We start from the raw sequence: 21,509 nt of genomic DNA, 5'->3' as shown, positions 1-21,509 counted from the left end.
GGTTCCACGCCGCGCGAGCCGGCAGATCCTGCGTCTTGTCGTCGTGATGGCCTTGATCGCAGGCAGCCTGCCTTTCCTGGCCGTGCCGGCTCACGCCGATCTGCGCCTGTGCAACATGACCGGCAGCCGCGTCGGCATTGCCATCGGCTACCGTGATCCGCAAGGCTGGGTCACGGAAGGCTGGTGGAATTTCGAGGCGCGCGAATGCGAGACGATCTTCGCCGGTGCCCTCACGGCGCGCTACTATTACGTCTATGCCGTCGATTACGATCGCGGCGGGGAATGGGGCGGGAGCTCGTATATGTGTACCCGCGAGCGGGAATTCACCATTCGTGGCATCGAGGATTGTCTTGTGCGCGGCTATGATCGCAACGGCTTCTTCGAGGTTGATACCGGCCAGCAGCGCAGCTGGACGATCCAACTCACCGATCCTGACAGGCAGGGAGCGCCGTCGCCATGAAACGTTTGAGACGCACCAAGATCGTGGCGACGCTGGGCCCGGCTTCGAACACGCCGGAGATGGTGGAGAACCTGCATCGCCTGGGTGCGGACGTGTTTCGCATCAATATGAGCCATCTCGATCGCGGGCAACTCGCCGCGCAGGTCGCGATGATCCGCGAGGTGGAAGCACGGGTGCATCGCTCAATCACCGTGCTGGTTGATCTGCAAGGCCCGAAGCTGCGTCTGGGGCGCTTCGCGAACGGCGCGGCGGAACTCGAACAGGGCGCGCATTTCACCCTCGATGACAACGACGCTCCGGGCGATGCCTCGCGGGTGCATCTGCCGCATCCCGAGATCCTCTCGGCGCTGGAGCCCGGCCATACCATCCTGATCGATGACGGAAAGCTGCGGCTCGAAGTCGAGGAGGTCGCGCCCGGCCATCGTGCGAAGGCGGTGGTACGCGTCGGCGGGAAGGTCTCCGACCGCAAGGGCGTCTCGCTGCCCGATACGACGCTGCCGCTCGCCGCCATGACCGACAAGGACCGGGCCGATCTCGAAGCAGCGATCGAGATCGGGGTGGACTGGATCGCGCTCTCCTTCGTGCAGCGCCCGGAGGATATCGCCGAGGTCAAGAAAGTGGCGCGCGGGCGCGCGCAGGTTCTGGCCAAGCTGGAAAAGCCGCAGGCGCTGGCACGGCTCGACGAGATCATGGATGTCTCCGATGCCATCATGGTGGCGCGCGGCGATCTCGGCGTGGAGATGCCGCTGGAGAAGGTTCCGGGCCTGCAAAAGCGCATCACCCGCAATGCGCGGCGCGCCGGCAAGCCGGTGATCGTGGCGACGCAGATGCTCGAATCGATGATCACCGCGCCGGTGCCCACCCGCGCCGAGGTCTCCGACGTCGCCACCGCCGTTTATGAGGGCGCGGATGCGGTGATGCTCTCGGCGGAAAGCGCGGCGGGGCAGTATCCGCAGGAGGCCGTCGCGCAGATGAACCGTATCGCCGAGGAAGTCGAGCGCGACAATCTCTACTGGACCATCATCAAGGCGCAGCAGGCCGAGCCGGAGGCGACGGGGTCCGACGCGATCGCCGCTGCGGCCAACGGCATCGCGGCGACGCTCGGCATCTCCACCATCGCGGCCTGGACGTTTTCCGGCGCGACAGCGCTCCGGCTCGCCCGCGAGCGACCGGATTCGACCATTCTGGCGCTTACGCCCAAGCGCGAGGCGGCCCGGCGGATCAACCTGGCCTGGGGCATCCATGCGGTGGTCACCCGCGATGCCAGCGATGTCGACGACATGACCTTCCGCGCCTGCAAATTCGCCGTGCGCTCGGGCCTCGCCAGGGTCGGCGAGCGCATCATCGTCATCGCCGGCGTCCCCTTCGGCACCCCCGGCGCCACCAACATGATCCGCATCGCCTTCATCACCGAAGAGCATGCGGCGGCGGCGTGAGGATCACGTGCGACCGGATTCCCTTGCGGCACGCTATCTGCGCTTTGCCCGAACGGAAGCCAGAGGGCGTTCGGCCATCTATGAAATCCTGGCGCGGCATGTGGCGCAATCACCGCGCGTGCTGGCTTTTCTCGACCGCCTTCCCCCGGACCGGCAACAGCCCAACCTCCTCTTCGCTGCCATGCGGCTCGTCGCCGGAACGCCGGCCTCGCCGGATGCATTTGACGCGGCGATCGCCGACCAGGCGGAGGCGATCGCCGGGATCATGCGTACACGCACGACCCAGACCAATGAGCCCGGGCGCTGCGCCGTGCTTTTGCCGGCCCTTGCCCGGATCGAGGGGCCCCTGGCCTTGATCGAGGTCGGCGCCTCTGCCGGCCTTTGTCTCCTGCCGGACGCCTATGGTTACGATTGGGGGCATCAGACTCTTGCGCCGCCGGAGCGATTCACGGCGTCGGCGCCGGTCCTGGCCTGCGCGGCCACGCCGAATACGCCGCTGCCATCGCGCCATCCCGAGATCGTGTGGCGGGCCGGCCTCGATCTGAACCCGCTGGACGCCTCGAAGGATGAGGATGTCGCATGGCTCGAACATCTCATCTGGCCCGAACACCATGAGCGGCTGGCGCGCTTGCGCAAGGCGATCGCGATTGCGCGCAGCGAACGCCCCCGCGTCGAGGCGGGAGATCTCCGGCGCGATCTGCCGGACCTGATCGCGGCGGCGCCGCGTGATGCGACTGTCGTGGTATTCCACACCGCTGTCTTGAGCTACGTCGCGCAGCAGCATGACCGGGATGCATTCGCTGAAAGCATGATGAACGATCCGCGGGTCTTCTGGCTCAGCAATGAAAGTCCGCGCGTCTTTCCGCGATCGGCTGCAGCCGCCGGGCAGGTGCATGACGATATGTTCCTGTTAACCGGCAACGGCGAACCCCTGGCCTGGACCGGCCCGCACGGTCAGGAAATCCGATGGCTGTGGTGAGATGATCCGGCAGTGCGAGGCGGCGGGGTGCCTCTCGCTGGCGGGGGTCGCGCGACCTGACCACCGGTATCGCACGATGATGCCTGGGCGCAGACGGAATCGGAGCCGCCCGCGTGAAAGCCGCTACCGCCCCTGATCAAGAAAAGCGGCGCCGGAAGCGCCGCTCTTGTTCGTGTTCGTCGAAAACGCCGCAGCTTACTCCGCTGCCGCCTTCACGTAATTGGCCGGATCGTAGTTGAGCACCGGCGCCAGCCAGCGCTCCATCTCCTCGATATCCATGCCCTTGCGCATGGCATAATCCTCGACCTGGTCGCGCTCGACCTTGGCGACGCCGAAATAATACGATTCCGGATGGCCGATATAGAGGCCGGAGACGGAGGAGCCCGGCCACATGGCCTTGCTCTCGGTGAGCTCCACGCCGATGCTCTTTCGCGCGTCGAGCAGTTCGAACAGCGTGTCCTTCTCGGTGTGATCGGGCTGGGCGGGATAGCCCGGAGCCGGGCGGATGCCGGCATAGCCCTCGGTGATCAGTTCCTCGTTGGAGAGCGTCTCGTCCGGCGCATAGCCCCAGAATTCCTTGCGCACGCGCTGATGCATGCGCTCGGCAAAGGCCTCGGCAATACGGTCGGCCAGTGCCTTGACGAGAATCGAACCGTAATCGTCGTTGGCGCGCTCAAAGCGCTCGGCGATGCGCACTTCCTCGAGCCCGGCCGTGACGACGAAGGCGCCGACATAATCCTTCACGCCGCTGTCTTGCGGCGCGACGAAGTCCGACATGCAGACATTGGGACGATCGCCACGCTTGGTGAGCTGCTGGCGCAGACCGTGGAAGGTGGCCAGCGTCTCCTCACGGCTCTCGCCCTTGTAGAGGCGGATATCGTCGCCGACGCTGTTGGCCGGCCAGAAGCCGATCACGGCCTTGGGATTGAACCAGCGTTCCTCGACGATCTTCCTGAGCATCTCCTGCGCATCGTCGAAGAGCTGGCGCGCCACCTCGCCCTGCTTCTCGTCCTGAAGGATATCGGGATAGCGCCCCTTCAGCTCCCAGGTCTGGAAGAAGGGCGTCCAGTCGATATAGGGCACGAGATCGGCAACATCGTAGCTGCGGAACACGCGCGGGCCGAAGAAGCTCGGCTTGACCGTCTCATAGCCGCTCCAGTCGATCTTGACCGGGTTGGCGCGGGCCTTGGCCAATGGCAGGCGCTGCTTGTCCATCTCGGCGCGGGCATGCGCATCGGCGACCTTGGCGTATTCCTTCTTGATGCCCTCGATATAAGGCTTGCACTGGTCTTCCGAGAGCAGGTTGGAGACGACACCCACTGCACGGCTGGCATCGGTGACGTAGATGGCCTGGCCGCGATTATAGGACGGGTGGATCTTCACCGCCGTATGCACGCGGCTGGTGGTGGCGCCACCGATCAGCAGCGGAATGTCGAAGCCCTCGCGTTCCATCTCGGCGGCGACGTTCACCATCTCGTCGAGGGAGGGCGTGATCAGGCCCGACAGGCCGACCACATCGACATTGTGCTTTTTGGCCTCGTCGAGGATCTTGGCGGTGGGCACCATCACGCCGAGATCGATGACCTCGTAATTGTTGCAGGCGAGCACGACGCCGACGATGTTCTTGCCGATATCGTGGACGTCGCCCTTGACGGTGGCCATCAGGACCTTGCCGGCGGCTGATTGCTGATCAAGCCCGGCTTCTTCCTTTTCCTTCTCCATATAAGGCATCAGATGGGCCACGGCCTGCTTCATCACGCGGGCGGATTTCACCACCTGCGGCAGGAACATCTTGCCGGCGCCGAACAGATCGCCGACCACGTTCATGCCGGCCATCAGCGGCCCCTCGATCACGTGAAGCGGGCGCTCGGCGCTCTGGCGGGCTTCCTCGGTATCCTCGACGACGAATTCCGTGATGCCGTTGACGAGCGCATGTTCGAGGCGCTTCTCGACGGGCAGCTTGCGCCATTCGAGATCCTGCACCTTCGCCGCGCCGGAGCCGTCGCCCTTGAAGCGGGCAGCGGCATCGAGCAGCCGCTCGGTCGCGTCGCTGCGGCGGTTGAGGACGACATCCTCGCACAGTTCACGCAGCTCGGGATCGAGATTCTCGTAGACCCCGAGCTGGCCGGCATTGACGATGCCCATATCCATCCCCGCCTTGATGGCATGGTAGAGGAAGACGGTGTGCATCGCCTCGCGCACGGGCTCGTTGCCGCGGAAGGAGAAGGAGAGGTTCGACACGCCGCCGGAGATATGCGCATGCGGCAGGGTCTCGCGGATGGTGCGCGTCGCCTCGATGAAGTCGTTGCCGTAATTGTCGTGTTCCTCGATCCCCGTCGCCACGGCGAAGACGTTGGGGTCGAAGATGATGTCCTCCGGCGGGAAGCCGATCTCTTCGGTCAGGAGCTTGTAGGCACGGGTGCAGATCTCGATCTTGCGCGCCGCCGTATCGGCCTGGCCTTCCTCGTCGAAGGCCATGACCACGACCGCAGCCCCGTAATCGCGGCAGATGCGGGCGTGCTTGAGGAATTCCTCCTCGCCTTCCTTCATCGAGATCGAATTCACGATCGCCTTGCCCTGCACGCATTTCAGGCCGGCTTCGATGACGTGGAACTTGGATGAATCGACCATCACTGGAACGCGCGAGATATCGGGCTCGGCGGCAGCGAGGTTGAGGAAGTCCACCATGGCCTTCTCGGAATCGAGCAGGCCCTCATCCATGTTGACGTCGATCACCTGGGCGCCGTTGGCGACCTGGTCGCGGGCGACGTCGAGAGCGGTGTCGTAGTCACCATTGGTGATCAGCTTGCGGAATTTCGCCGAGCCGGTGACGTTGGTGCGCTCGCCCACATTGACGAAGGGGATGTCCGGCGTGAGCGTGAAGGGCTCGAGGCCTGACAGGCGCAGCCAGGTCTTGGGCTTGACGATCTCGCGCGGCTTCTTGCCGGCAACCGCCTCCGCGATGGCGCGGATATGAGCGGGCGTGGTGCCGCAGCAGCCGCCGACGATGTTGACCAGGCCCGCATCGGCGAATTCCGCGAGCATGCCCGCCGTCGCTTCCGGGCGCTCGTCATAGAGGCCGAATTCGTTGGGCAGGCCCGCATTGGGATAGGCGCAGACGAAGGTGTCGGCGATGCGCGAAAGCTCGGCGATATGCCCGCGCATCTCCTTGGCGCCGAGCGCGCAATTGAGCCCGATGGTGAACGGATCGGCATGGCGCACCGAATTCCAGAAGGCCTCCGGCGTCTGGCCCGACAGGGTGCGGCCCGACAGATCGGTGATCGTGCCGGAGATCATGATCGGCAGATCGACGCCCTTCTCCTGGAAGACCTGGCGGATCGCCACGATCGCGGCCTTGGCGTTGAGCGTGTCGAAGATGGTCTCGATCAGGATCAGATCGGAGCCGCCATCGACGAGGCCGCGCACCTGCTCGGCATAGGCATCGCGCACTTCGTCGAAAGTGACCGCGCGAAAGCCCGGATTGTTCACATCCGGCGAAATCGACAGGGTCCGGTTGGTCGGGCCGATGGCGCCGGCGACGAAGCGGCGGCGGCCATCCTTCTCCTGCGCGATCCCGGCAGCGGCGCGGGCAACCCGCGCGCCTTCCAGATTGAGTTCGTAGACGATCTCCTCCATGCCGTAATCGGCCTGGGCGATACGCGTGCCGGAGAAGGTGTTGGTCTCGACGATATCCGAGCCCGCGAGGAAGTAATCCAGGTGGATGTCGCGGATCGCCTCGGGCTGCGACAGGATCAGAAGGTCGTTGTTGCCCTTCTGGTCATGCGCGTGATCCTTGAAGCGCTCGACGCGGAAATCCTCCTCGGAGAATTTCTTGTCCTGAATGGCGGTGCCCATGGCGCCGTCCAGCACCAGAATGCGCTCGGACGCCGCCGCGCGCAGGGCTTTGCGGACCTCTCGACCATCGGCGTGCTTGATCTGCGACATGAAAATTCTTCCCGGTTTGTTTTACGGCGAACGGTCGGGCATGCCCGACCGCTGCATTTCGTGAATGTGTGAGCGTCGCGCGCCTTACGCGGCGTGCTGCAAGGGCTGATCGGGGCGCATGCCGAGCAGATGGCATACGGCATAGACGAGATCAGCCCGGTTCATCGTATAGAAGTGGAAATCCTCCACCCCCTCGTCGATCAGCCCGATGACCTGCTCTGCCGCAACGGCTGCCGCGACGAGCTTGCGGGTCGCCACATCGTCTTCGAGTCCCTCGAATCGCGCGGCGAGCCAGTCGGGCACGCTCGCCCCGGTGCGTTTGGCGAAATTCGCCGTCTGCTTGAAATTCTGCACCGGCACGATACCCGGCACGATCGGAATATCGATCCCCCTGGCGCGCACCTTGTCGAGATAACGCAGATACAGCTCGTTATCGAAGAAGAACTGCGTGATCGCCCGCGTCGCGCCGGCATCGACCTTGCGCTTGAGCGCATCGATATCGGCATCAAGGCTCGCAGCATCGGGGTGCTTCTCGGGATAGGCCGAGACGGAGATCTCGAAATCGCCGATCCTGCTGATGCCATCGATCAGGTCCCAGGAGGTGGCATAGCCGCCCGGATGGGGCGCGTAAGCCGTACCCGGTCCCTCGACCGGATCGCCGCGCAGGGCCACGATATGGCGCACGCCGGCATCGTGATAACCCTTGACCACCTCGTCGACGTCTTCGCGCGTGGCGGCGACGCAGGTGAGATGCGCTGCCGGCTTGAGATCCGTTTCCTTGACGATGCGCGACACGGTGTTGTGCGTGCGCTCGCGGGTGGAGCCGCCGGCGCCGTAGGTCACGGAGACGAAAGTCGGGCCGAGCGGAGCCAGACGCTCGATGGACGACCACAGGGTCGCCTCCATTTCCGGCGTCTTGGGCGGAAAGAATTCAAATGAAACCGAACGAAACGGCGTGCCGTCGGTAGCGCGCGAGCGAGCTTGCATCAGGCGACCTCTCTGTTTTTTGATTGCAGGGGCCAGTCAGTCCGCACGCGGCGGTCCTGGCCGAGCCAGATTGAAACGGTAAGTGCATCCCTGATCCCCGCAGGCGGGGGCAGGTCGCGGGTGAGCGTACAATCGAGACCGGCTTCCTCGAGCCAGTCACCGATCTGTTCGTGCGAGAAGCCGAGGCGGCGATGGGCCTGCTTCTCGCGGAGGAATTCGAGCCCGTGGGGGGCGAAATCGACGATCAGCATGCGCCCGCCCGGCGCCACGAGACGCGCCGCCTCGCGCAGGGCGCGGGCCGGATCGTCGAGATAGTGCAAGACCTGATGGATGATCACCAGATCGAAGGCGTTTTCCTCCACCGGGGGTGCATGGATATCACCCTGGCGCAGTTCGACCCGCCCGACGCCGGACTTCTCCAGATTGGCGCGCGCCACCGAAAGCATGGCGTGGCTGGCATCGAGGCCGACCGCCCGCGCGGCGAGGGGCGCGAGGCGTCCGAGCATGCGCCCGGTGCCGGTGCCCAGATCGATCAGGTTGAGAACCGGCTTCTCGCCGATCACCTCGGCGACGGCTTTCTCGACATCGCTTTCCGCCGCATGCAGCGAACGCAGTTCGTCCCATTTCGGCGCGATGCGTGCGAAATAGGCCTGCGCGGCTTCTGCGCGCTGACGACGCTTGGCCTGAAGCCGTGCCTTGTCGGCGGCGACATGCCGGTCGGCACCGTCGAGCGCATCAAGCAGCGGATGCAGAAGCTGCGTCGCGGTCGCCCTGTCCGCGAGCCGGAAAAAGGCCCAGGCCCCTTCGCGGTGGCGCTCGACCAGACCCGATTCGACCAGCAGCTTGAGGTGGCGCGAGATGCGCGGCTGCGACTGCCCGAGAATGTCGGTGAGATCCGATACGGACAGTTCCCCCGCAGACAACAGCGCGAGGATCCGCAGGCGCGTTTCCTCTCCCGCCGCGCGCAGAGCGACGAGCGCTTCGTTCATCGAGAGGTTCTGTTCTGGCCGCATCATCCACCGTTCCGTCCATATCGTCCCAGGGAGATGACATGGTGCGATTGAGATATAAAGATATCTTTATATTAAAACGAGCGGGGCATCAAGAGGGAATGTCGGAACTGAAGAACGCTGCGGAGTGTTGCCTTGATGCATCAGGAATCGGAAAGCCGTTACCGGGTGATTTACCAATCCTGCGCTATTGGCTATCGCAGGGCCGCAGGGATGCGGTCTGGAGACAGATGGCTTCGACGGGCGGGTGTCAGCGGAATTGTCATGCAGCATAACAATCACGATATGAGTCTGGCGAATGCCGGTATGCGAAGCGGCCCGGCGCCGTCCTTCAAGCGCGCCGCGATGGGCTTCGCTGCTTCGATCACCGCCCTGTGCGTGGCCGCCTTCTTTCTCGGCAGTCTCTGAATCGGTCTCCGAACGATGCGGATTCGCCGGTCATGGCGGCGAATCGCGCCTTGCAACGGCTCACATGGTCCTGTCGACCAGCGTGAGGAAGCGGTCGACCATGGCCTCCTGCGTGGCGAAGGACGTGACCAGCCGGTAGATGCCTTCATCCGGGCCCAGCGCGTCGTCCGGGGCGAGATTCGTCGCCGTCCAGGGATGGAAGGCACAGCCCTGCCCGCGCAACGCCTCAGCCTGCGCCTGCTTCATGACCACGAAGACCTCGTTGCCCGCACGCTGCCAGGCGAGACGCAGGCCTTGCCCGGTGAGCCCGTCGGCGAGGCGGGCGGCCATGGCGTTGGCGTGACGGGCATTGTCGCGCCAGTGATCATCATCGAGATAGCCCTTGAACTGTGCGGCCAGCAGCCTGCCCTTGGACAGGGTATGCCCGCCGCGCTTGCGCAGCCAGGGCATCGCCTTCGCGTCCTGCGGATTGAAGAAGATGATGGCTTCCGCCGCGAGGCAGCCGTTCTTGGTGGCGCCGAAGGTGAGCACGTCGATCCCCGCCTGCCAGGTCATCTGGGCCGGCGTGCAGCCCAGACTTTCCAGTGCATTGGCGAAACGCGCCCCGTCCATATGCACCTTCATGCCGTTGCGATGGGCGATCGCCGAGAGCGCGGCGATCTCGTCGCGGCCATAGGCCGTGCCGCATTCGGTCAGCTGCGACAGACTCAGCGCCTTCGGCGGCATCTGCTTGACGCTGGATGAAAGACCCGCCAGCCAGCTCTCCAGGGTCTCCGGCGCGAGCTTTGCCCCCGTGCCCGGCAGTCCGGCGAGCTTGGCCGCATGCATGAAGAATTCCGGCGCACCGCATTCATCGTCGATCACATGCGCCTCGCGATGGCAGACGCACAGCCCCCAGGGCGGTACCAGCGCGGAGAGTGCCAGCGCGTTGGCGCCGGTCCCGGTCGCACAGAGAAAGACGGCGACCTCGCGCTCGAAGATCGCACCGAGCCGTGCCTCGATCTCCTGCGTCAGCGGATCGTCGCCATAAGCCGGCAACGGTCCGGCATTGGCTTCGACCAGGGCCCGCAGCACGGGCTCGCTGGCCCCCATGATGTTGTCGCTGGCGAAATTCATCGTGATCGTTCCTCGTCATTGGCACCGCGTCAGGTGAGCCGGCCCGACCCCGCCCGTCAAGCCGCGAGAACCGATTGCCGAATGGGAAAGCTTGCGGGTTTCCCGCAGATCATGGTGCCGCAGGGTGATCTTTTTCGCGTCTGCCGCGTTGACCCTCACACGCCGCAGCGCGGCAGAAACGGAGGTCATCATGTCCTGGAACAAACCGGACCCGGAAACCAACGCCCCGCATTCGCATGATTCGGAGAAGCCCGATCCGGTGAAATCGGCACCGCTTCCGGCGGGTGAGAAGCATGAGGATGTGAAGGACGAAGCTCTGCGTCACAACGCCGATCGGCCTCGCGATGAGAAATCCGGACCGATTGCGGGGCGTCCCGGACGCTCAGAGGAGGATGTCGACGAGGCGCTGGAAGAGACCTTCCCGGCCTCCGATCCGCCTTCCTTCAACCGGACCACCGGGGCGGGAAGCCGCTGACCGGCTTTGCGCGATGTGCTCAGCCCTCGCGCAGAAGCGGCTCAAGCGCCGCGCGCGTCGCGTCGGGGATGGGGAAGGGTTTGCGCGTGGTCTGATCCATCACCACGCAGACGCCTTCTGCCTCGGCAACGAGCTTGTCCGCGCTCATGATCTTCTGGCGCACGCGCAGCGACGAGCGGCCCAGATGTTCGAGCCAGGTCGCGGTCAGCGCCTCCCCCGGATAGAAGGCCTCGGCCTTGAAGTCGATGGCGATGCGCGCGATCACGAAGAAGGTATTGCCCGGCAGATGCGGGGTCACCCGCTTGCGGAAATAATCCACCCGGCCCGATTCGCACAGGACGGTGAAGACCGAATTGTTGAGATGGCCGTTATCGTCCATGTCGTTGTAGCGCAAGATGTCGCGCGTCACGAGCACGCGTTCATCCGCAATCAGCGCCTGCCAGTCATCCATGCCGAACATATTCATTGGTCGAACCTGCTCATCGCTGTTCGCTCCCCGATCACGCGTGGCCCGCGTCACACCATGCCCAACGCCCTAACGCGAAGGCACTGCCCGTTCCATGCGCATTCGCGCGCGCCGGATCAGGCGACTTCGCGGCTCTTGTCGGCGCGCTTGCGCACGGTGGGATCGAGCAGCACCTTGCGCAGGCGGATCGATTTCGGCGTGACCTCGACGAGTTCGTCATCCTGGATCCAGGCGAGCGAACGCTCGAGCGTCATGCGGATCGGCGGCGTCAGGCGCACCGCCTCGTCCTTGCCGGTCGAGCGCACGTTGGAGAGTTTCTTGCCCTTGAGCACGTTCACTTCGAGATCGTTTTCGCGGTTATGCTCACCGATGATCATGCCCTGATAGACCTTCCAGCCCGGCTCGATCATCATCGGACCGCGATCTTCCAGATTCCACAGGGCATAGCCCACCGCCTCGCCGGAATCGTTGGAGATCAGGACGCCGTTGCGCCGCCCGGCAATCTCGCCCTTGTAGGGCTCGTAAGCCTTGAACAGGCGGTTCATGATGGCGGTGCCGCGCGTATCGGTCATCAACTCGCTCTGATAGCCGATCAGCCCGCGTGTCGGCGCGTAGAAGACCAGGCGCTGGCGGTTGCCACCCGAAGGCTTCATCTCGACCATGTCGGCCTTGCGCTCGGACATCCGCTGCACGACCACGCCGGCATGTTCCTCGTCGACGTCGATCACGACTTCCTCGATCGGCTCCAGCCGCTCGCCGGTGGATGCGTCCGTCTTGAAGACGACGCGCGGGCGCGAGACGGCGAGTTCGAAACCCTCGCGGCGCATGGTCTCGATCAGGATGGCGAGCTGCAATTCGCCGCGCCCCGAGACGAAGAAGCTGTCCTTGTCGGCGGATTCCTCGATCTTGAGCGTGACATTGCCTTCCGCCTCCTTGATCAGGCGGTCGCGGATCATGCGGCTCGTCACCTTGTCGCCCTCGGTGCCCGCGAGCGGGCTGTCATTGACGATGAAGGACATGGTGACGGTGGGCGGGTCGATCGGCTGGGCGGGAATCGCCTGCTCGACCGAGAGATCGCAGAAGGTGTCCGCCACGGTTCCCTTGGTCAGGCCTGCAATGGAGACGATGTCGCCCGGCTCGCCCAGCTCGATCGGCTGGCGCTCGATGCCGCGGAAGGCGAGGATCTTGCTGACCCGGCCCTGCTCGATGGTCTTGCCGTCCTGGCCGATCACCTTGATCGTCTGGTTCGGCTTTACCGTGCCGGCGGTAATGCGCCCGGTGATGATGCGCCCGAGGAAGGGATTGGCCTCCAGGATGGTGCCGAGCATGCGGAAGGGACCCTTTTCGGCTTCGGCCTCGGGGACATGGGCGAGTACCTGGTCGAACAGGGGGGCAAGTCCCTCATCCCGCGGGCCTTCCGGGGCCGTCGCCATCCAGCCGTCGCGGCCCGAGCCGTAGAGGATCGGGAAATCGAGCTGCTCGTCGGTGGCGTCGAGCGCGGCGAAGAGATCGAAGACCTCGTTGATCACCTCGATATGGCGCTCGTCCGGACGGTCGATCTTGTTCACGGCCACGATCGGGCGCAGGCCGATCTTCAGCGCCTTGGCGACGACGAATTTCGTCTGCGGCATCGGCCCCTCGGCCGCGTCCACCAGCACGATCGCACCATCCACCATGTTGAGGATGCGCTCGACCTCGCCGCCGAAATCGGCGTGGCCGGGTGTGTCGACGATGTTGATGCGGGTATCCTTCCAGACCACCGAGGTGGCCTTGGCGAGGATGGTGATGCCACGCTCTTTCTCGAGATCGTTGGAATCCATCACGCGTTCGGCGACGCGCTGGTTTTCGCGAAAGGCGCCCGACTGGGCGAGGAGCTGGTCGACGAGGGTGGTCTTGCCATGGTCGACATGGGCGATGATCGCGATATTGCGCAGTTTCATGAAGCGTCCGCCTGAAGAAGATATCGGTCCGGAACGATCGCAACCCACGCCGGAGCGCGGAATTTCGCGCCGCCCTCAGGCACTCTGACTATGATGCGACGTCGGGATGTTCGGACCTTTCGCAGTGCAATACGTGCTTTGCGCGCATCTTGCAAGGATTTCCGCGCTCTGATTCGTGGTGTGGTGAATTCTGCTTGTAGCTGGAGGATGGCCGTGCCGAGGCCCGGATCAAGGCTTTTCTCGAAGCATTTGCGCGACGCGGCAATGCGGCTTGATCCACGCCGCCTTTGTCGGACACAGCCAGTTCAGGATTTTGAGGCACCGTGCATAATCGACCGACAGATCACGCCGAAATATCGGTTCATGATGCCAGATTCGGTTGCGAAAGTCGGCAATTGCGCTTGTTTCACGGTGAATCGCTCGCAGGGTGGTCGTACTGTCGAGATGCGGAAAAGCGGCGTAGAGATGCCGACTCCAGATCGGCGGATAATATCTCGGAGCGAGCATCGCAACCCAGAAGCCGAATGACAGGCCGGCAATGATCTGACCTGTAATCATTGGTCTGTTCTTGCTCCTCAGGCGTCTTCTTGTAACTTCGATGTCATCGATCCGCTTTCCTTGAACCGTTGACAGGAAGGCGTCGTTTCGCCACCATTCCTGTCCGAAGGCCATCCGCAGTCCGTCGCTGACACGATTGCGCAAACCGACTTCGACGGCCTGGATGGGAAGATGGAACGCCTCGCCGATTTTCGCATTCCACAGATACAGTTGCAGAGCCCGGTCCACATCGTGCCCAGCAGCGTTCAGATAGGTGCCGAGACGAAGCGGAGAAATAACTTCTGCTAATGCATGAATCGGGGGGTGTGGATAAACCCGATGTTGACCATTGTCTGCCATATGCCTATTTGTCCCTCGTGAGCCGATTTCTGTCACTGCGCGCATACAGACTCGGACTTCTAGAGCCCCGCGACAGCTTCGGCCCTCGCGGGGCTTCGTATTTTTCGACCGGAACGCGGGTTCGTACTAAGCTTGCCGGACAAGCTTGCAGCATGGCGAGAAAATGCGTTTCTGACCAGAGTCGCGACCGTTATTGCAGTTCAGGATTGCTGAAATTTCACCTTCCATGTCTGAGATATGGTCTGAGGGCGCATCGATGCTCCGCTGAGTGATCGCCCTCGGGCGGGCAATCTTGCCCATGACACCATCGCGCCGCCTCCCTTGACGCGCGGGCGGGTATGGATCACCGGTGGGGGTATATTGTAAGGCAGGTCGCGGATCTCGCGCGGCGATATTCCGGCACCAATCGAGGACAGGCAGATGGCTGACGACAAGGCTTTGAAAGACGATTCCCAAGTGGTGGCCGCGCTCGGCGCGGCGGAAAAGCACCATGACGGTGCGCTGGGACGCCTGTTCGACTGGCTGCGCATTCCCTCGATCTCCACCGACCCGGCCTATGCCGAATCCTGCCGCGAGGCGGGTTCCTGGCTGGTGCGCGAGCTGGAGGAACTCGGCTTTGAGGTCTCCCTGCGCGAGACCCCCGGCCATCCGGTGGTGCTCGGCCATTACCGCGGCGAAGCCGGCGGGGAGAAACGCCCGCATGTGATGTTCTACGGCCATTACGACGTGCAGCCCGTCGATCCGCTGGAATTGTGGCAGGAACCGCCTTTCGAGCCGCGCATCGCGACGATTCCCTTCGACCGCAAGGTGATCGTGGCGCGCGGCGCTGCCGACGACAAGGGCCAGGTGATGACCTTCATCGAGGCCTGCCGCGCCTGGAAGGCGGCCACCGGCACGCTGCCCGTCGACGTCACCGTGCTTGTCGAGGGCGCCGAGGAGGATGGCTCGAAGCATCTGCCGGAATTCGTCGAAGCCAACCGTGCGGAACTCGCCGCCGATCTCGCGCTGGTCTGCGACACCACGATGTGGAATTCAATGACCCCCGCAATCACCATCTCCCTGCGCGGGCTGGTCTATTGCGAGGTGGTCGTGCGCGCCGCCGACCGCGATCTGCATTCGGGAATGTTCGGGGGGGCTGCGCGCAACCCGATTCATGTTCTGTCGCGAATCATCGCCGATCTGCACGACGAGAACGGCGCGGTGACGCTCGCCGGTTTCTATGACGGCGTGGCCGAGCCGCCGGCGGATGTGCGTGCGCAATGGGAAAAGCTCGGGCTGACGCCGAAAAAGTATCTCGGGCCGATCGGCCTGAGCGAACCCGCCGGCGAGCGCGACCGGATGCTGATCGAGCAGATCCAGTCCCGCCCGACCTGCGACGCCAACGGCATCATTGCCGGTTATACGGGGGAGGGGACAAAGACCGTGATCCCGTCGCAGGCCAGCTGCAAGGTCTCCTTCCGCCTGGTGGGTGATCAGGATCCGGAGGCGGTCGCGGCGGCCTTCCGGGCGCATGTGGAGGCGCGGATTCCCGCCGATTGCTCGGTCGAGATCATAGAGCACAAGGGTTCGCGGGCGATCGCGCTGCCCTATGACATGCCCGCCCTCGATGCGGCGCGCGAAGCACTCGCGGATGAATGGGGTCGCGAGCCGGTGGTGATCGGCAATGGTGGTTCGATCCCGATCGTCGGCGACTTCAAGCGTACGCTGGGGCTCGATTCCCTGCTGATCGGTTTCGGCCTCGACGATGACCGGGTGCATTCACCCAACGAGAAATACGATCTCGTCAGCTTCTACAAGGGCACCTGCTCCTGGGTGCGCGTGCTCGCGGCTCTGGCCAAGCGCGGGGTCTGAGGCAGCGCGGGGTCTGAGGCAGCGCGGGTGCTGAACCGGGCGGATCCGGTCAGCCCGGCGCATCGGCGCGGGGAAACCCGTCGGTGCGCCTGAGCGCCTCGCCGAGCATCATCCCGGCACAGACGGCGACATTGAGCGAGCGCATCCCCGGTGCCAGTGGAATGCGGATGCGCGCGTCGCAGGCTTCGTGCACGTAATCGGGTGCGCCGGCCGATTCGCGGCCCATGATGATCGCGTCGTTCTCCGCATAGCCGAAATCGGTATACGGTACGGATCCCTGCACCGTGGCGAGCACCAGCCGCAGGCCGTTCGCGCGGCTCCAATCATGGAATGCGCGCCATGAGGGGTGGCGAATGATTGCCACGCGATCCAGATAATCCATACCGGAGCGCCTGAAATGGCGGTCGGAAACGTCGAAGCCGGCGGGTTCCACGATGTCCACCGCGACCCCCAGACAGGCGGCGAGGCGTATCATGGTGCCGGTATTCTGCGGAATATCGGGCTGGAACAGGACGAGCCGCATCGGCGATGTCTCCGGTGAAGATCAGGTGTCGGGCGCAAGGGCGCGACGGTTATCGTCGCGCTGCGGCGCCGGCGCAAGCAACAGGAAAAAGACCATGCTGGAGCGCGCCGAGCGCCGCATCGACCCTTTCGCGCCCTTTGACCGGGAGGAGACGCCGCCCGACCGGGTGAGCGCCTTCGCCTGGCATTATCTGCGCCCGGTGCGCGGCTGGCTGGGGGTGCTGGTCCTGATCTCGCTGGCGGTGGGTGTGCTCGAATCGGGGCTTTATCTGCTCGTCGGCTGGTTTGTCGATCTGCTCTCCACCGCGGATCCGCAGACGGTCTATGCCGATCACGGCACGGCGCTGCTGCTCGCGGCTTTCGCCGTGATCGTGATGCGCCCGCTCCTCCACATCACGCACGATATCATCACCAACCAGGTGATCGTGCCGCAGACCACCAACATGATCCGCTGGCGCACCCATTCCTATACGATCGGCCATGCGCTCGGCTATTTCCAGGGCGATTTCGCCGGACGGCTGGCCAACCGGATCGTGCAGGTCGGGCCGGCAGTGCGCGAGATCGCGGTGACCCTGCTCGACACGCTGCTCTATGTCGGCATCTTCGCCATCACGGCCTTTTTGCTGTTTTCATCGATCAGTCCTTGGCTCGCCCTGCCCATGGCCTTGTGGATGATCGGCTACGGGCTGCTCCTGCGCTATTTCATTCCGCTGGCGCGCGATCGCTCCCTGAAGAACGCCGATACCCGCTCCGTGCTGGTGGCGCGGGTGGTGGACACCTATACCAACGCGCTGACGGTGAAGCTGTTTGCCCGATCGGAAGACGAGCGCGCCTCGGTGCGCGAGGCGCTTGCGCGCAATACCCGCGCCTTTCTCGATCTCGGGCGTGTAATCGTGGCCTCTGCCGGAACGCTTGCGGTGATGAACTCGGCCCTGCTCGCCGCCATCGCCACGCTCTCGCTGATGCTGTGGCGCGAGGGCGCGATGTCGACCGGCGAGGCGGCGGCGGGGCTTGCGCTCGTGATGCGCATCCTCGCCATGTCGGGCTGGGTGATGCGCTCGGTGCGTGGCGTGTTCGAGAATGTCGGGGTGGTGCAGGAGAGCATGCGCACCATCGCCCAGCCGCACAAGGTGACCGACATGGCGGCAGCGCGCCCGCTCGGAGTGCGTGACGGCGCGATCCGCTTCGAGGATGTGAGCTTTCATTACGGCGCCGAGGCGGAGGTTCTGGAGCGCTTCGACCTCGCCATCGCGCCGGGGGAGAAGGTCGGGCTGGTGGGGCCGAGCGGGGCGGGGAAATCCACCATCGCCGCGCTGCTCCTGCGCCTGCACGATCTCGAAGGCGGGCGAATCACCATCGACGGGCAGGATATCGCCCGCGTCACCCAGGACAGCCTGCGCGCGCAGATCGGCGTGGTGACGCAGGATACCTCGCTATTGCACCGCTCGATCCGCGACAACATCCTCTACGGGCGCCTCGAGGCCACGCAGGAGGAGGTCGAGCGCGCGGCGAAGCTCGCCCATGCGCATGAATTCATCACGGCGCTGGAGGATCATCGCGGACGGCGCGGGTACGACGCCCATGTGGGCGAGCGCGGGGTGAAGCTCTCCGGCGGCCAGCGCCAGCGCATCGCCATCGCGCGGGTGATTCTCAAGGATGCGCCGATTCTCGTGCTCGACGAGGCGACCTCCGCCCTCGATTCGGAGACGGAGGCCGCGATTCAGGATTCGCTGGAGAAGCTGATGCAGGGCCGCACCGTGCTCGCCATCGCCCACCGGCTGTCCACCATCGCGGCGCTCGACCGCCTGATCGTGCTCGACCGGGGCCGTATCGTCGAACAGGGGACGCATCACGAACTGCTCGCGCGCGACGGCCATTACGCAAGGCTCTGGGCGCGGCAATCCGGGGGCTTTCTGGAGGTGGCCTGAAGGCGTCGCCGGAAAGCCACGCCAGGTAAAAATCGTTCAAAACCGGATTTGCTGGACCGATTGGGCATTCCTGCGCTATGGACACGAAGGCGTGAGCGTGTCAAAGACCGCGCCGCGTGGCGACGCCGGGTCGCATTGCCGGCGCGTGGGGGCTCGTGCATGACACATGGTGCGAATTCTCACGCTTGTGTGGAACTCCGGCGACGCCGGGGCGCGGCCCTCGACGCGTTCGATTTGTGGAAACTGATGCCGGGAGAGTGACGTGGCTGAGACCACCCCGACCGCCGAACCGACAAGGCGCGATTTTCTGTTCATTGCCACCGGCGCCACTGCGGCGATCGGTGTCGCCGCCGTTGCGTGGCCCTTTGTCGCGCAACTCGCACCCGATGCCGAAGTCATCGCCGCCGGCGCACCGATCGAAGTCGATCTGTCGCCGATCGCCGAAGGCCAGATCGTGCGCGTGTTCTGGCGCGATGCCCTGATCTTCGTCCGTCATCGCACGGCCGAGGAGATCGAGGCGGCGCAACAGACGCCGCTATCCGATCTCATCGATCCGGAACCCGATGCCGATCGCGTGGTCGAGGGGCGGGAGCAGTGGCTGATCATTTACGGCAACTGCACCCATCTCGGCTGTGTGCCTCTGGATTTCCAGGGTCAGTATCGCGGCTGGTTCTGCCCGTGCCATGGTTCCGTCTTCGATACGTCCGGGCGCGTCCGCGTCGGCCCGGCGCCGATCAATTTGCCGCTTCCGCCCTACGAATTCGTCGATGATACGACGATCATCATCGGCGAAGAGGCCTGACGGGTTCGCATCAGACGGGCCCTATGGTGGGCACGCAAGTACTAGCAGGCGAGACAGATGAGCACGCATTCCCCTTCCTATGTCCCCAAGAGCGCCGGCGCCAAGTGGCTGGAGAGCCGCTTGCCGATCATCGGGCTGGTGCATTCCTCCTTTGTGGTTTTCCCGGTCCCCCGGAATCTCAACTACATGTGGACCTTCGGCGCGATCCTGATGATCATGCTGGTTCTGCAGATCGTCACGGGCATCGTTTTGGCGATGCATTACACGGCGAATGCAGAGCTGGCCTTTTCCTCGGTCGAGCACATCATGCGTAACGTGGAATACGGCTGGTTGATGCGTTACCTGCATGCGAACGGCGCCTCATTCTTTTTCATTGCCGTCTACATCCACATGTTCCGCGGCCTGTATTACGGCTCCTACAAGGCGCCGCGCGAGGTCCTCTGGATCCTCGGCGTGATCATCCTGCTGCTGATGATGGCGACGGCCTTCATGGGCTACGTGCTGCCCTGGGGACAGATGTCCTATTGGGGCGCTACCGTGATCACCAACCTGTTCTCGGTGATCCCCGTCGTCGGCGACACCATCGTCTCCTTCCTCTGGGGCGGTTACTCGGTGGGCAATCCGACGCTGAACCGCTTCTTCTCGCTGCACTATCTCCTGCCCTTCATGATCTTCGGCGTGGTCCTGCTCCACGTCTGGGCGCTGCACGTGCCGGGCAACAACAATCCTGCCGGCATCGACGTGAAGACCAAGAAGGACACCGTGCCCTTCCACCCCTACATGACGGTGAAGGACACCTTCTCGGCGATGCTGTTCATCATCGTGCTGTCCTGGTTCGTCTTCTACATGCCGAACTATCTGGGCCACGCGGACAATTACGTGCCGGCCAACCCGTCTGTGACACCGTCGCATATCGTGCCGGAATGGTATTTCCTGCCCTTCTACGCGATCCTGCGGGCGATCCCGAACGCGTTGCTGGGCGTGATTGCCATGTTCGCATCGATCGCGGTGCTGGCCTTCCTGCCCTGGCTCGACACCTCGCGTGTGCGCTCCGGCTCCTATCGCCCGCTCTTCAAGATGTTCTTCTGGCTCTTCGCGATCGTCTGCATCGGGCTCGGCTATCTCGGAGCGATGCCGGCGGAAGGGGCGTACGTGATCTGGGCCCGCATCCTGACGGCGCTCTACTTCGCGCATTTCCTCGTCTTCCTGCCGCTGCTGGGTCTGCTCGAGAAGCCGAAAGCGCTGCCGAATTCGATCGCGGAATCGGTGCTGAAGAAGAGCGGATCGGGCATGCCGCAGGGCGCAGCCGCAAAGCCTCAGGACGCGTGAGGGCAGCCACACCTGACCGCGCCCCTGTTCAGGCGGCGCGGTCGTGACGGGAATGACAAGAACCAGGGTTCGTGACAATGAAGAAGACCCTCCTCCTCGCCGGTGCATTCGTCGCCGCCCTCGCCATGCCGAGCGGCGCGGCCCATGCAGCCGGTGAATATCTGAAACCCCCGCTGCAGGACTGGAGCTTCTCCGGGCCGTTCGGCACCTTCGATCGCGAGCAGCTGCAGCGTGGCTTCCTCGTTTTCCGCCAGGCTTGCTCGTCCTGCCATGGCCTCGAATACGTGTCGTTCCGGAACCTGGCGGAAGCGGGCGGGCCTGAATTCAGCACCGGGCAGGTCGAAGCCTTCGCAGCCGAGTTCCGCATTCCGGATGGTCCCGATGCGTCCGGCGAGATGTTCGAGCGTCCTGGGGAGCTCTCCGATCGCTGGATCAGCCCCTTCCGCAACGAGCGGGAAGCGGCGGCGGCCAATGGCGGCAAGGCTCCGCCGGATCTCTCCGTGATGGCCAAGGCCCGCACCTTCGAGCGCGGCTTCCCCTGGTTCATCACCGACATGTTCACGCAGTATAACGAAAACGGTGTCGATTATATCGCCGCCTTCCTCAAGGGATTCGAGGAGCCTCCGGCGGATATGGAAATCGCGGCCGGGAACTACTACAACCCGTATTATCCCGGCCAGATCGTCGCCATGCCGAACGTGCTTTTCGATGGCGCCATCTCCTACACGCCGGAAGGTGCCAATCGTCCGGTCGCGCCCGAGACGGTTGAGCAATACGCCAAGGACGTGACCGCCTTCCTGATGTGGACGGCGGAGCCGCATCTCGAGCAGCGCAAGCGCATCGGTTTCCAGGTGATGCTGTTCCTGATCGTGTTTGCCGGTCTGCTCTACTTCACCAAGAAGAAGATCTGGGGCCGCCTCGGCGAGGATGGCGCACCGGAATTCCGCGCCTGACCGGC

The 21,509-nt window shown here is 64.2% G+C and carries 18 protein-coding genes; 10 read left to right on the top strand and 8 right to left on the bottom strand.

The window, feature by feature from the left end; all coding sequences use genetic code 11:
• The first annotated feature begins 46 nt into the window (after positions 1 to 46).
• Genes GA0071312_RS16140 through GA0071312_RS16130 form a run of 3 tightly spaced genes read left to right on the top strand, consistent with a single transcriptional unit; the run spans position 47 to position 2,875 of the window.
• On the top strand, positions 47 to 460 hold the full coding sequence (locus GA0071312_RS16140) for a DUF1036 domain-containing protein (protein ID WP_420819974.1): 414 nt from the start codon (positions 47 to 49) through the stop codon (positions 458 to 460).
• Entirely contained in the window at positions 457 to 1,896 is a 1,440-nt protein-coding gene (gene pyk / locus GA0071312_RS16135) for a pyruvate kinase (protein WP_074445798.1), read from the top strand. The genes GA0071312_RS16140 and pyk overlap by 4 nt, the downstream gene beginning before the upstream one ends.
• A 7-nt stretch (positions 1,897 to 1,903) precedes the next feature.
• A complete protein-coding gene (locus GA0071312_RS16130) occupies positions 1,904 to 2,875 on the top strand; it encodes a DUF2332 domain-containing protein (protein WP_238947260.1) in 972 nt (323 codons plus the stop codon).
• A gap of 195 nt (positions 2,876 to 3,070) precedes the next feature.
• Here the strand turns inward: GA0071312_RS16130 and metH are convergent, their stop codons facing one another.
• The 3 genes from metH to GA0071312_RS16115 all read right to left on the bottom strand — a co-directional run bounded on the left by metH (position 3,071) and on the right by GA0071312_RS16115 (position 8,820).
• Positions 3,071 to 6,820, bottom strand: coding sequence for a methionine synthase (gene metH, locus GA0071312_RS16125; RefSeq protein WP_074445796.1), 3,750 nt, complete (start codon positions 6,818 to 6,820; stop codon positions 3,071 to 3,073).
• A gap of 84 nt (positions 6,821 to 6,904) precedes the next feature.
• Positions 6,905 to 7,807 (bottom strand): methylenetetrahydrofolate reductase [NAD(P)H], encoded by a 903-nt coding sequence (gene metF / locus GA0071312_RS16120; RefSeq protein ID WP_074445795.1) that lies wholly within the window; start codon positions 7,805 to 7,807, stop codon positions 6,905 to 6,907.
• Positions 7,807 to 8,820, bottom strand: a complete 1,014-nt coding sequence (locus GA0071312_RS16115) for an ArsR/SmtB family transcription factor (protein WP_074446271.1) — start codon at positions 8,818 to 8,820, stop codon at positions 7,807 to 7,809. Before GA0071312_RS16115 ends, metF begins: the two co-directional genes overlap by 1 nt.
• Before the next feature lie 261 nt (positions 8,821 to 9,081).
• Here GA0071312_RS16115 and GA0071312_RS20140 point away from each other — a divergent pair, with 261 nt between their 5' ends.
• A complete protein-coding gene (locus GA0071312_RS20140) occupies positions 9,082 to 9,225 on the top strand; it encodes a hypothetical protein (protein ID WP_165604062.1) in 144 nt (47 codons plus the stop codon).
• A 60-nt stretch (positions 9,226 to 9,285) separates the two neighbouring features.
• Here the strand turns inward: GA0071312_RS20140 and GA0071312_RS16110 are convergent, their stop codons facing one another.
• Positions 9,286 to 10,341 carry a threonine aldolase family protein gene (locus GA0071312_RS16110; protein WP_074445794.1) on the bottom strand — a complete coding sequence of 352 codons (1,056 nt, stop codon included), beginning with the start codon at positions 10,339 to 10,341 and terminating at the stop codon, positions 9,286 to 9,288.
• Between the two features lie 190 nt (positions 10,342 to 10,531).
• Between GA0071312_RS16110 and GA0071312_RS16105 the strand changes: the two genes are divergently transcribed.
• Positions 10,532 to 10,816, top strand: coding sequence for a hypothetical protein (locus GA0071312_RS16105; protein WP_131817847.1), 285 nt, complete (start codon positions 10,532 to 10,534; stop codon positions 10,814 to 10,816).
• A gap of 19 nt (positions 10,817 to 10,835) precedes the next feature.
• On the opposite strand, the gene GA0071312_RS16100 is transcribed toward GA0071312_RS16105, so the two are convergent.
• The 3 genes from GA0071312_RS16100 to GA0071312_RS16090 form a co-directional block, all read right to left on the bottom strand.
• On the bottom strand, positions 10,836 to 11,282 hold the full coding sequence (locus GA0071312_RS16100; RefSeq protein ID WP_238947258.1) for an acyl-CoA thioesterase: 447 nt from the start codon (positions 11,280 to 11,282) through the stop codon (positions 10,836 to 10,838).
• Positions 11,283 to 11,398: 116 nt separating this feature from the next.
• Positions 11,399 to 13,222 carry a translational GTPase TypA gene (typA, locus tag GA0071312_RS16095; RefSeq protein ID WP_074445792.1) on the bottom strand — a complete coding sequence of 608 codons (1,824 nt, stop codon included), beginning with the start codon at positions 13,220 to 13,222 and terminating at the stop codon, positions 11,399 to 11,401.
• Between the two features lie 228 nt (positions 13,223 to 13,450).
• Positions 13,451 to 14,119, bottom strand: a complete 669-nt coding sequence (locus tag GA0071312_RS16090; protein ID WP_131817846.1) for a hypothetical protein — start codon at positions 14,117 to 14,119, stop codon at positions 13,451 to 13,453.
• Between the two features lie 420 nt (positions 14,120 to 14,539).
• Here GA0071312_RS16090 and GA0071312_RS16085 point away from each other — a divergent pair, with 420 nt between their 5' ends.
• Complete coding sequence (locus GA0071312_RS16085) at positions 14,540 to 15,970, top strand: M20/M25/M40 family metallo-hydrolase (RefSeq protein WP_074445790.1); 1,431 nt, start codon at positions 14,540 to 14,542, stop codon at positions 15,968 to 15,970.
• A gap of 49 nt (positions 15,971 to 16,019) precedes the next feature.
• On the opposite strand, the gene GA0071312_RS16080 is transcribed toward GA0071312_RS16085, so the two are convergent.
• A complete protein-coding gene (locus GA0071312_RS16080) occupies positions 16,020 to 16,493 on the bottom strand; it encodes a tRNA (cytidine(34)-2'-O)-methyltransferase (RefSeq protein WP_074445789.1) in 474 nt (157 codons plus the stop codon).
• A gap of 94 nt (positions 16,494 to 16,587) precedes the next feature.
• On the opposite strand from GA0071312_RS16080, the gene GA0071312_RS16075 reads away from it, so the two are divergent.
• The 4 genes from GA0071312_RS16075 (at position 16,588) to GA0071312_RS16060 (ending at position 21,504) form a co-directional block, all read left to right on the top strand.
• Positions 16,588 to 18,420, top strand: a complete 1,833-nt coding sequence (locus tag GA0071312_RS16075) for an ABC transporter ATP-binding protein (protein WP_074445788.1) — start codon at positions 16,588 to 16,590, stop codon at positions 18,418 to 18,420.
• Positions 18,421 to 18,682: 262 nt separating this feature from the next.
• Positions 18,683 to 19,222 (top strand): ubiquinol-cytochrome c reductase iron-sulfur subunit, encoded by a 540-nt coding sequence (petA, locus tag GA0071312_RS16070; protein WP_074445787.1) that lies wholly within the window; start codon positions 18,683 to 18,685, stop codon positions 19,220 to 19,222.
• A 57-nt stretch (positions 19,223 to 19,279) separates the two neighbouring features.
• Positions 19,280 to 20,551 (top strand): cytochrome b, encoded by a 1,272-nt coding sequence (locus GA0071312_RS16065; RefSeq protein ID WP_074445786.1) that lies wholly within the window; start codon positions 19,280 to 19,282, stop codon positions 20,549 to 20,551.
• Between the two features lie 77 nt (positions 20,552 to 20,628).
• Positions 20,629 to 21,504 (top strand): cytochrome c1, encoded by an 876-nt coding sequence (locus GA0071312_RS16060; RefSeq protein ID WP_074445785.1) that lies wholly within the window; start codon positions 20,629 to 20,631, stop codon positions 21,502 to 21,504.
• Positions 21,505 to 21,509 lie beyond the last annotated feature (5 nt).

The sequence above is a fragment of the Saliniramus fredricksonii genome (assembly GCF_900094735.1).
Lineage (GTDB): Bacteria > Pseudomonadota > Alphaproteobacteria > Rhizobiales > Beijerinckiaceae > Saliniramus > Saliniramus fredricksonii.
This window is presented reverse-complemented; position numbering and strand designations above follow the sequence as displayed.

Excerpts from the sequence above, each read along its gene's own strand:
- GA0071312_RS16085 (WP_074445790.1), top strand. The coding sequence starts at position 14,540 with ATGGCTGACGACAAGGCTTTGAAAGACGATTCCCAAGTGGTGGCCGCG.
- GA0071312_RS16100 (WP_238947258.1), bottom strand. The coding sequence starts at position 11,282 with ATGAATATGTTCGGCATGGATGACTGGCAGGCGCTGATTGCGGATGAA.
- metH (WP_074445796.1), bottom strand. The coding sequence starts at position 6,820 with ATGTCGCAGATCAAGCACGCCGATGGTCGAGAGGTCCGCAAAGCCCTG.
- pyk (WP_074445798.1), top strand. The coding sequence starts at position 457 with ATGAAACGTTTGAGACGCACCAAGATCGTGGCGACGCTGGGCCCGGCT.
- GA0071312_RS16140 (WP_420819974.1), top strand. The coding sequence starts at position 47 with ATGGCCTTGATCGCAGGCAGCCTGCCTTTCCTGGCCGTGCCGGCTCAC.
- GA0071312_RS16090 (WP_131817846.1), bottom strand. The coding sequence starts at position 14,119 with ATGGCAGACAATGGTCAACATCGGGTTTATCCACACCCCCCGATTCAT.
- typA (WP_074445792.1), bottom strand. The coding sequence starts at position 13,222 with ATGAAACTGCGCAATATCGCGATCATCGCCCATGTCGACCATGGCAAG.
- GA0071312_RS16060 (WP_074445785.1), top strand. The coding sequence starts at position 20,629 with ATGAAGAAGACCCTCCTCCTCGCCGGTGCATTCGTCGCCGCCCTCGCC.
- GA0071312_RS16115 (WP_074446271.1), bottom strand. The coding sequence starts at position 8,820 with ATGCGGCCAGAACAGAACCTCTCGATGAACGAAGCGCTCGTCGCTCTG.
- GA0071312_RS16110 (WP_074445794.1), bottom strand. The coding sequence starts at position 10,341 with ATGAATTTCGCCAGCGACAACATCATGGGGGCCAGCGAGCCCGTGCTG.
- GA0071312_RS20140 (WP_165604062.1), top strand. The coding sequence starts at position 9,082 with ATGCAGCATAACAATCACGATATGAGTCTGGCGAATGCCGGTATGCGA.
- GA0071312_RS16075 (WP_074445788.1), top strand. The coding sequence starts at position 16,588 with ATGCTGGAGCGCGCCGAGCGCCGCATCGACCCTTTCGCGCCCTTTGAC.
- metF (WP_074445795.1), bottom strand. The coding sequence starts at position 7,807 with ATGCAAGCTCGCTCGCGCGCTACCGACGGCACGCCGTTTCGTTCGGTT.
- GA0071312_RS16105 (WP_131817847.1), top strand. The coding sequence starts at position 10,532 with ATGTCCTGGAACAAACCGGACCCGGAAACCAACGCCCCGCATTCGCAT.
- GA0071312_RS16080 (WP_074445789.1), bottom strand. The coding sequence starts at position 16,493 with ATGCGGCTCGTCCTGTTCCAGCCCGATATTCCGCAGAATACCGGCACC.
- GA0071312_RS16065 (WP_074445786.1), top strand. The coding sequence starts at position 19,280 with ATGAGCACGCATTCCCCTTCCTATGTCCCCAAGAGCGCCGGCGCCAAG.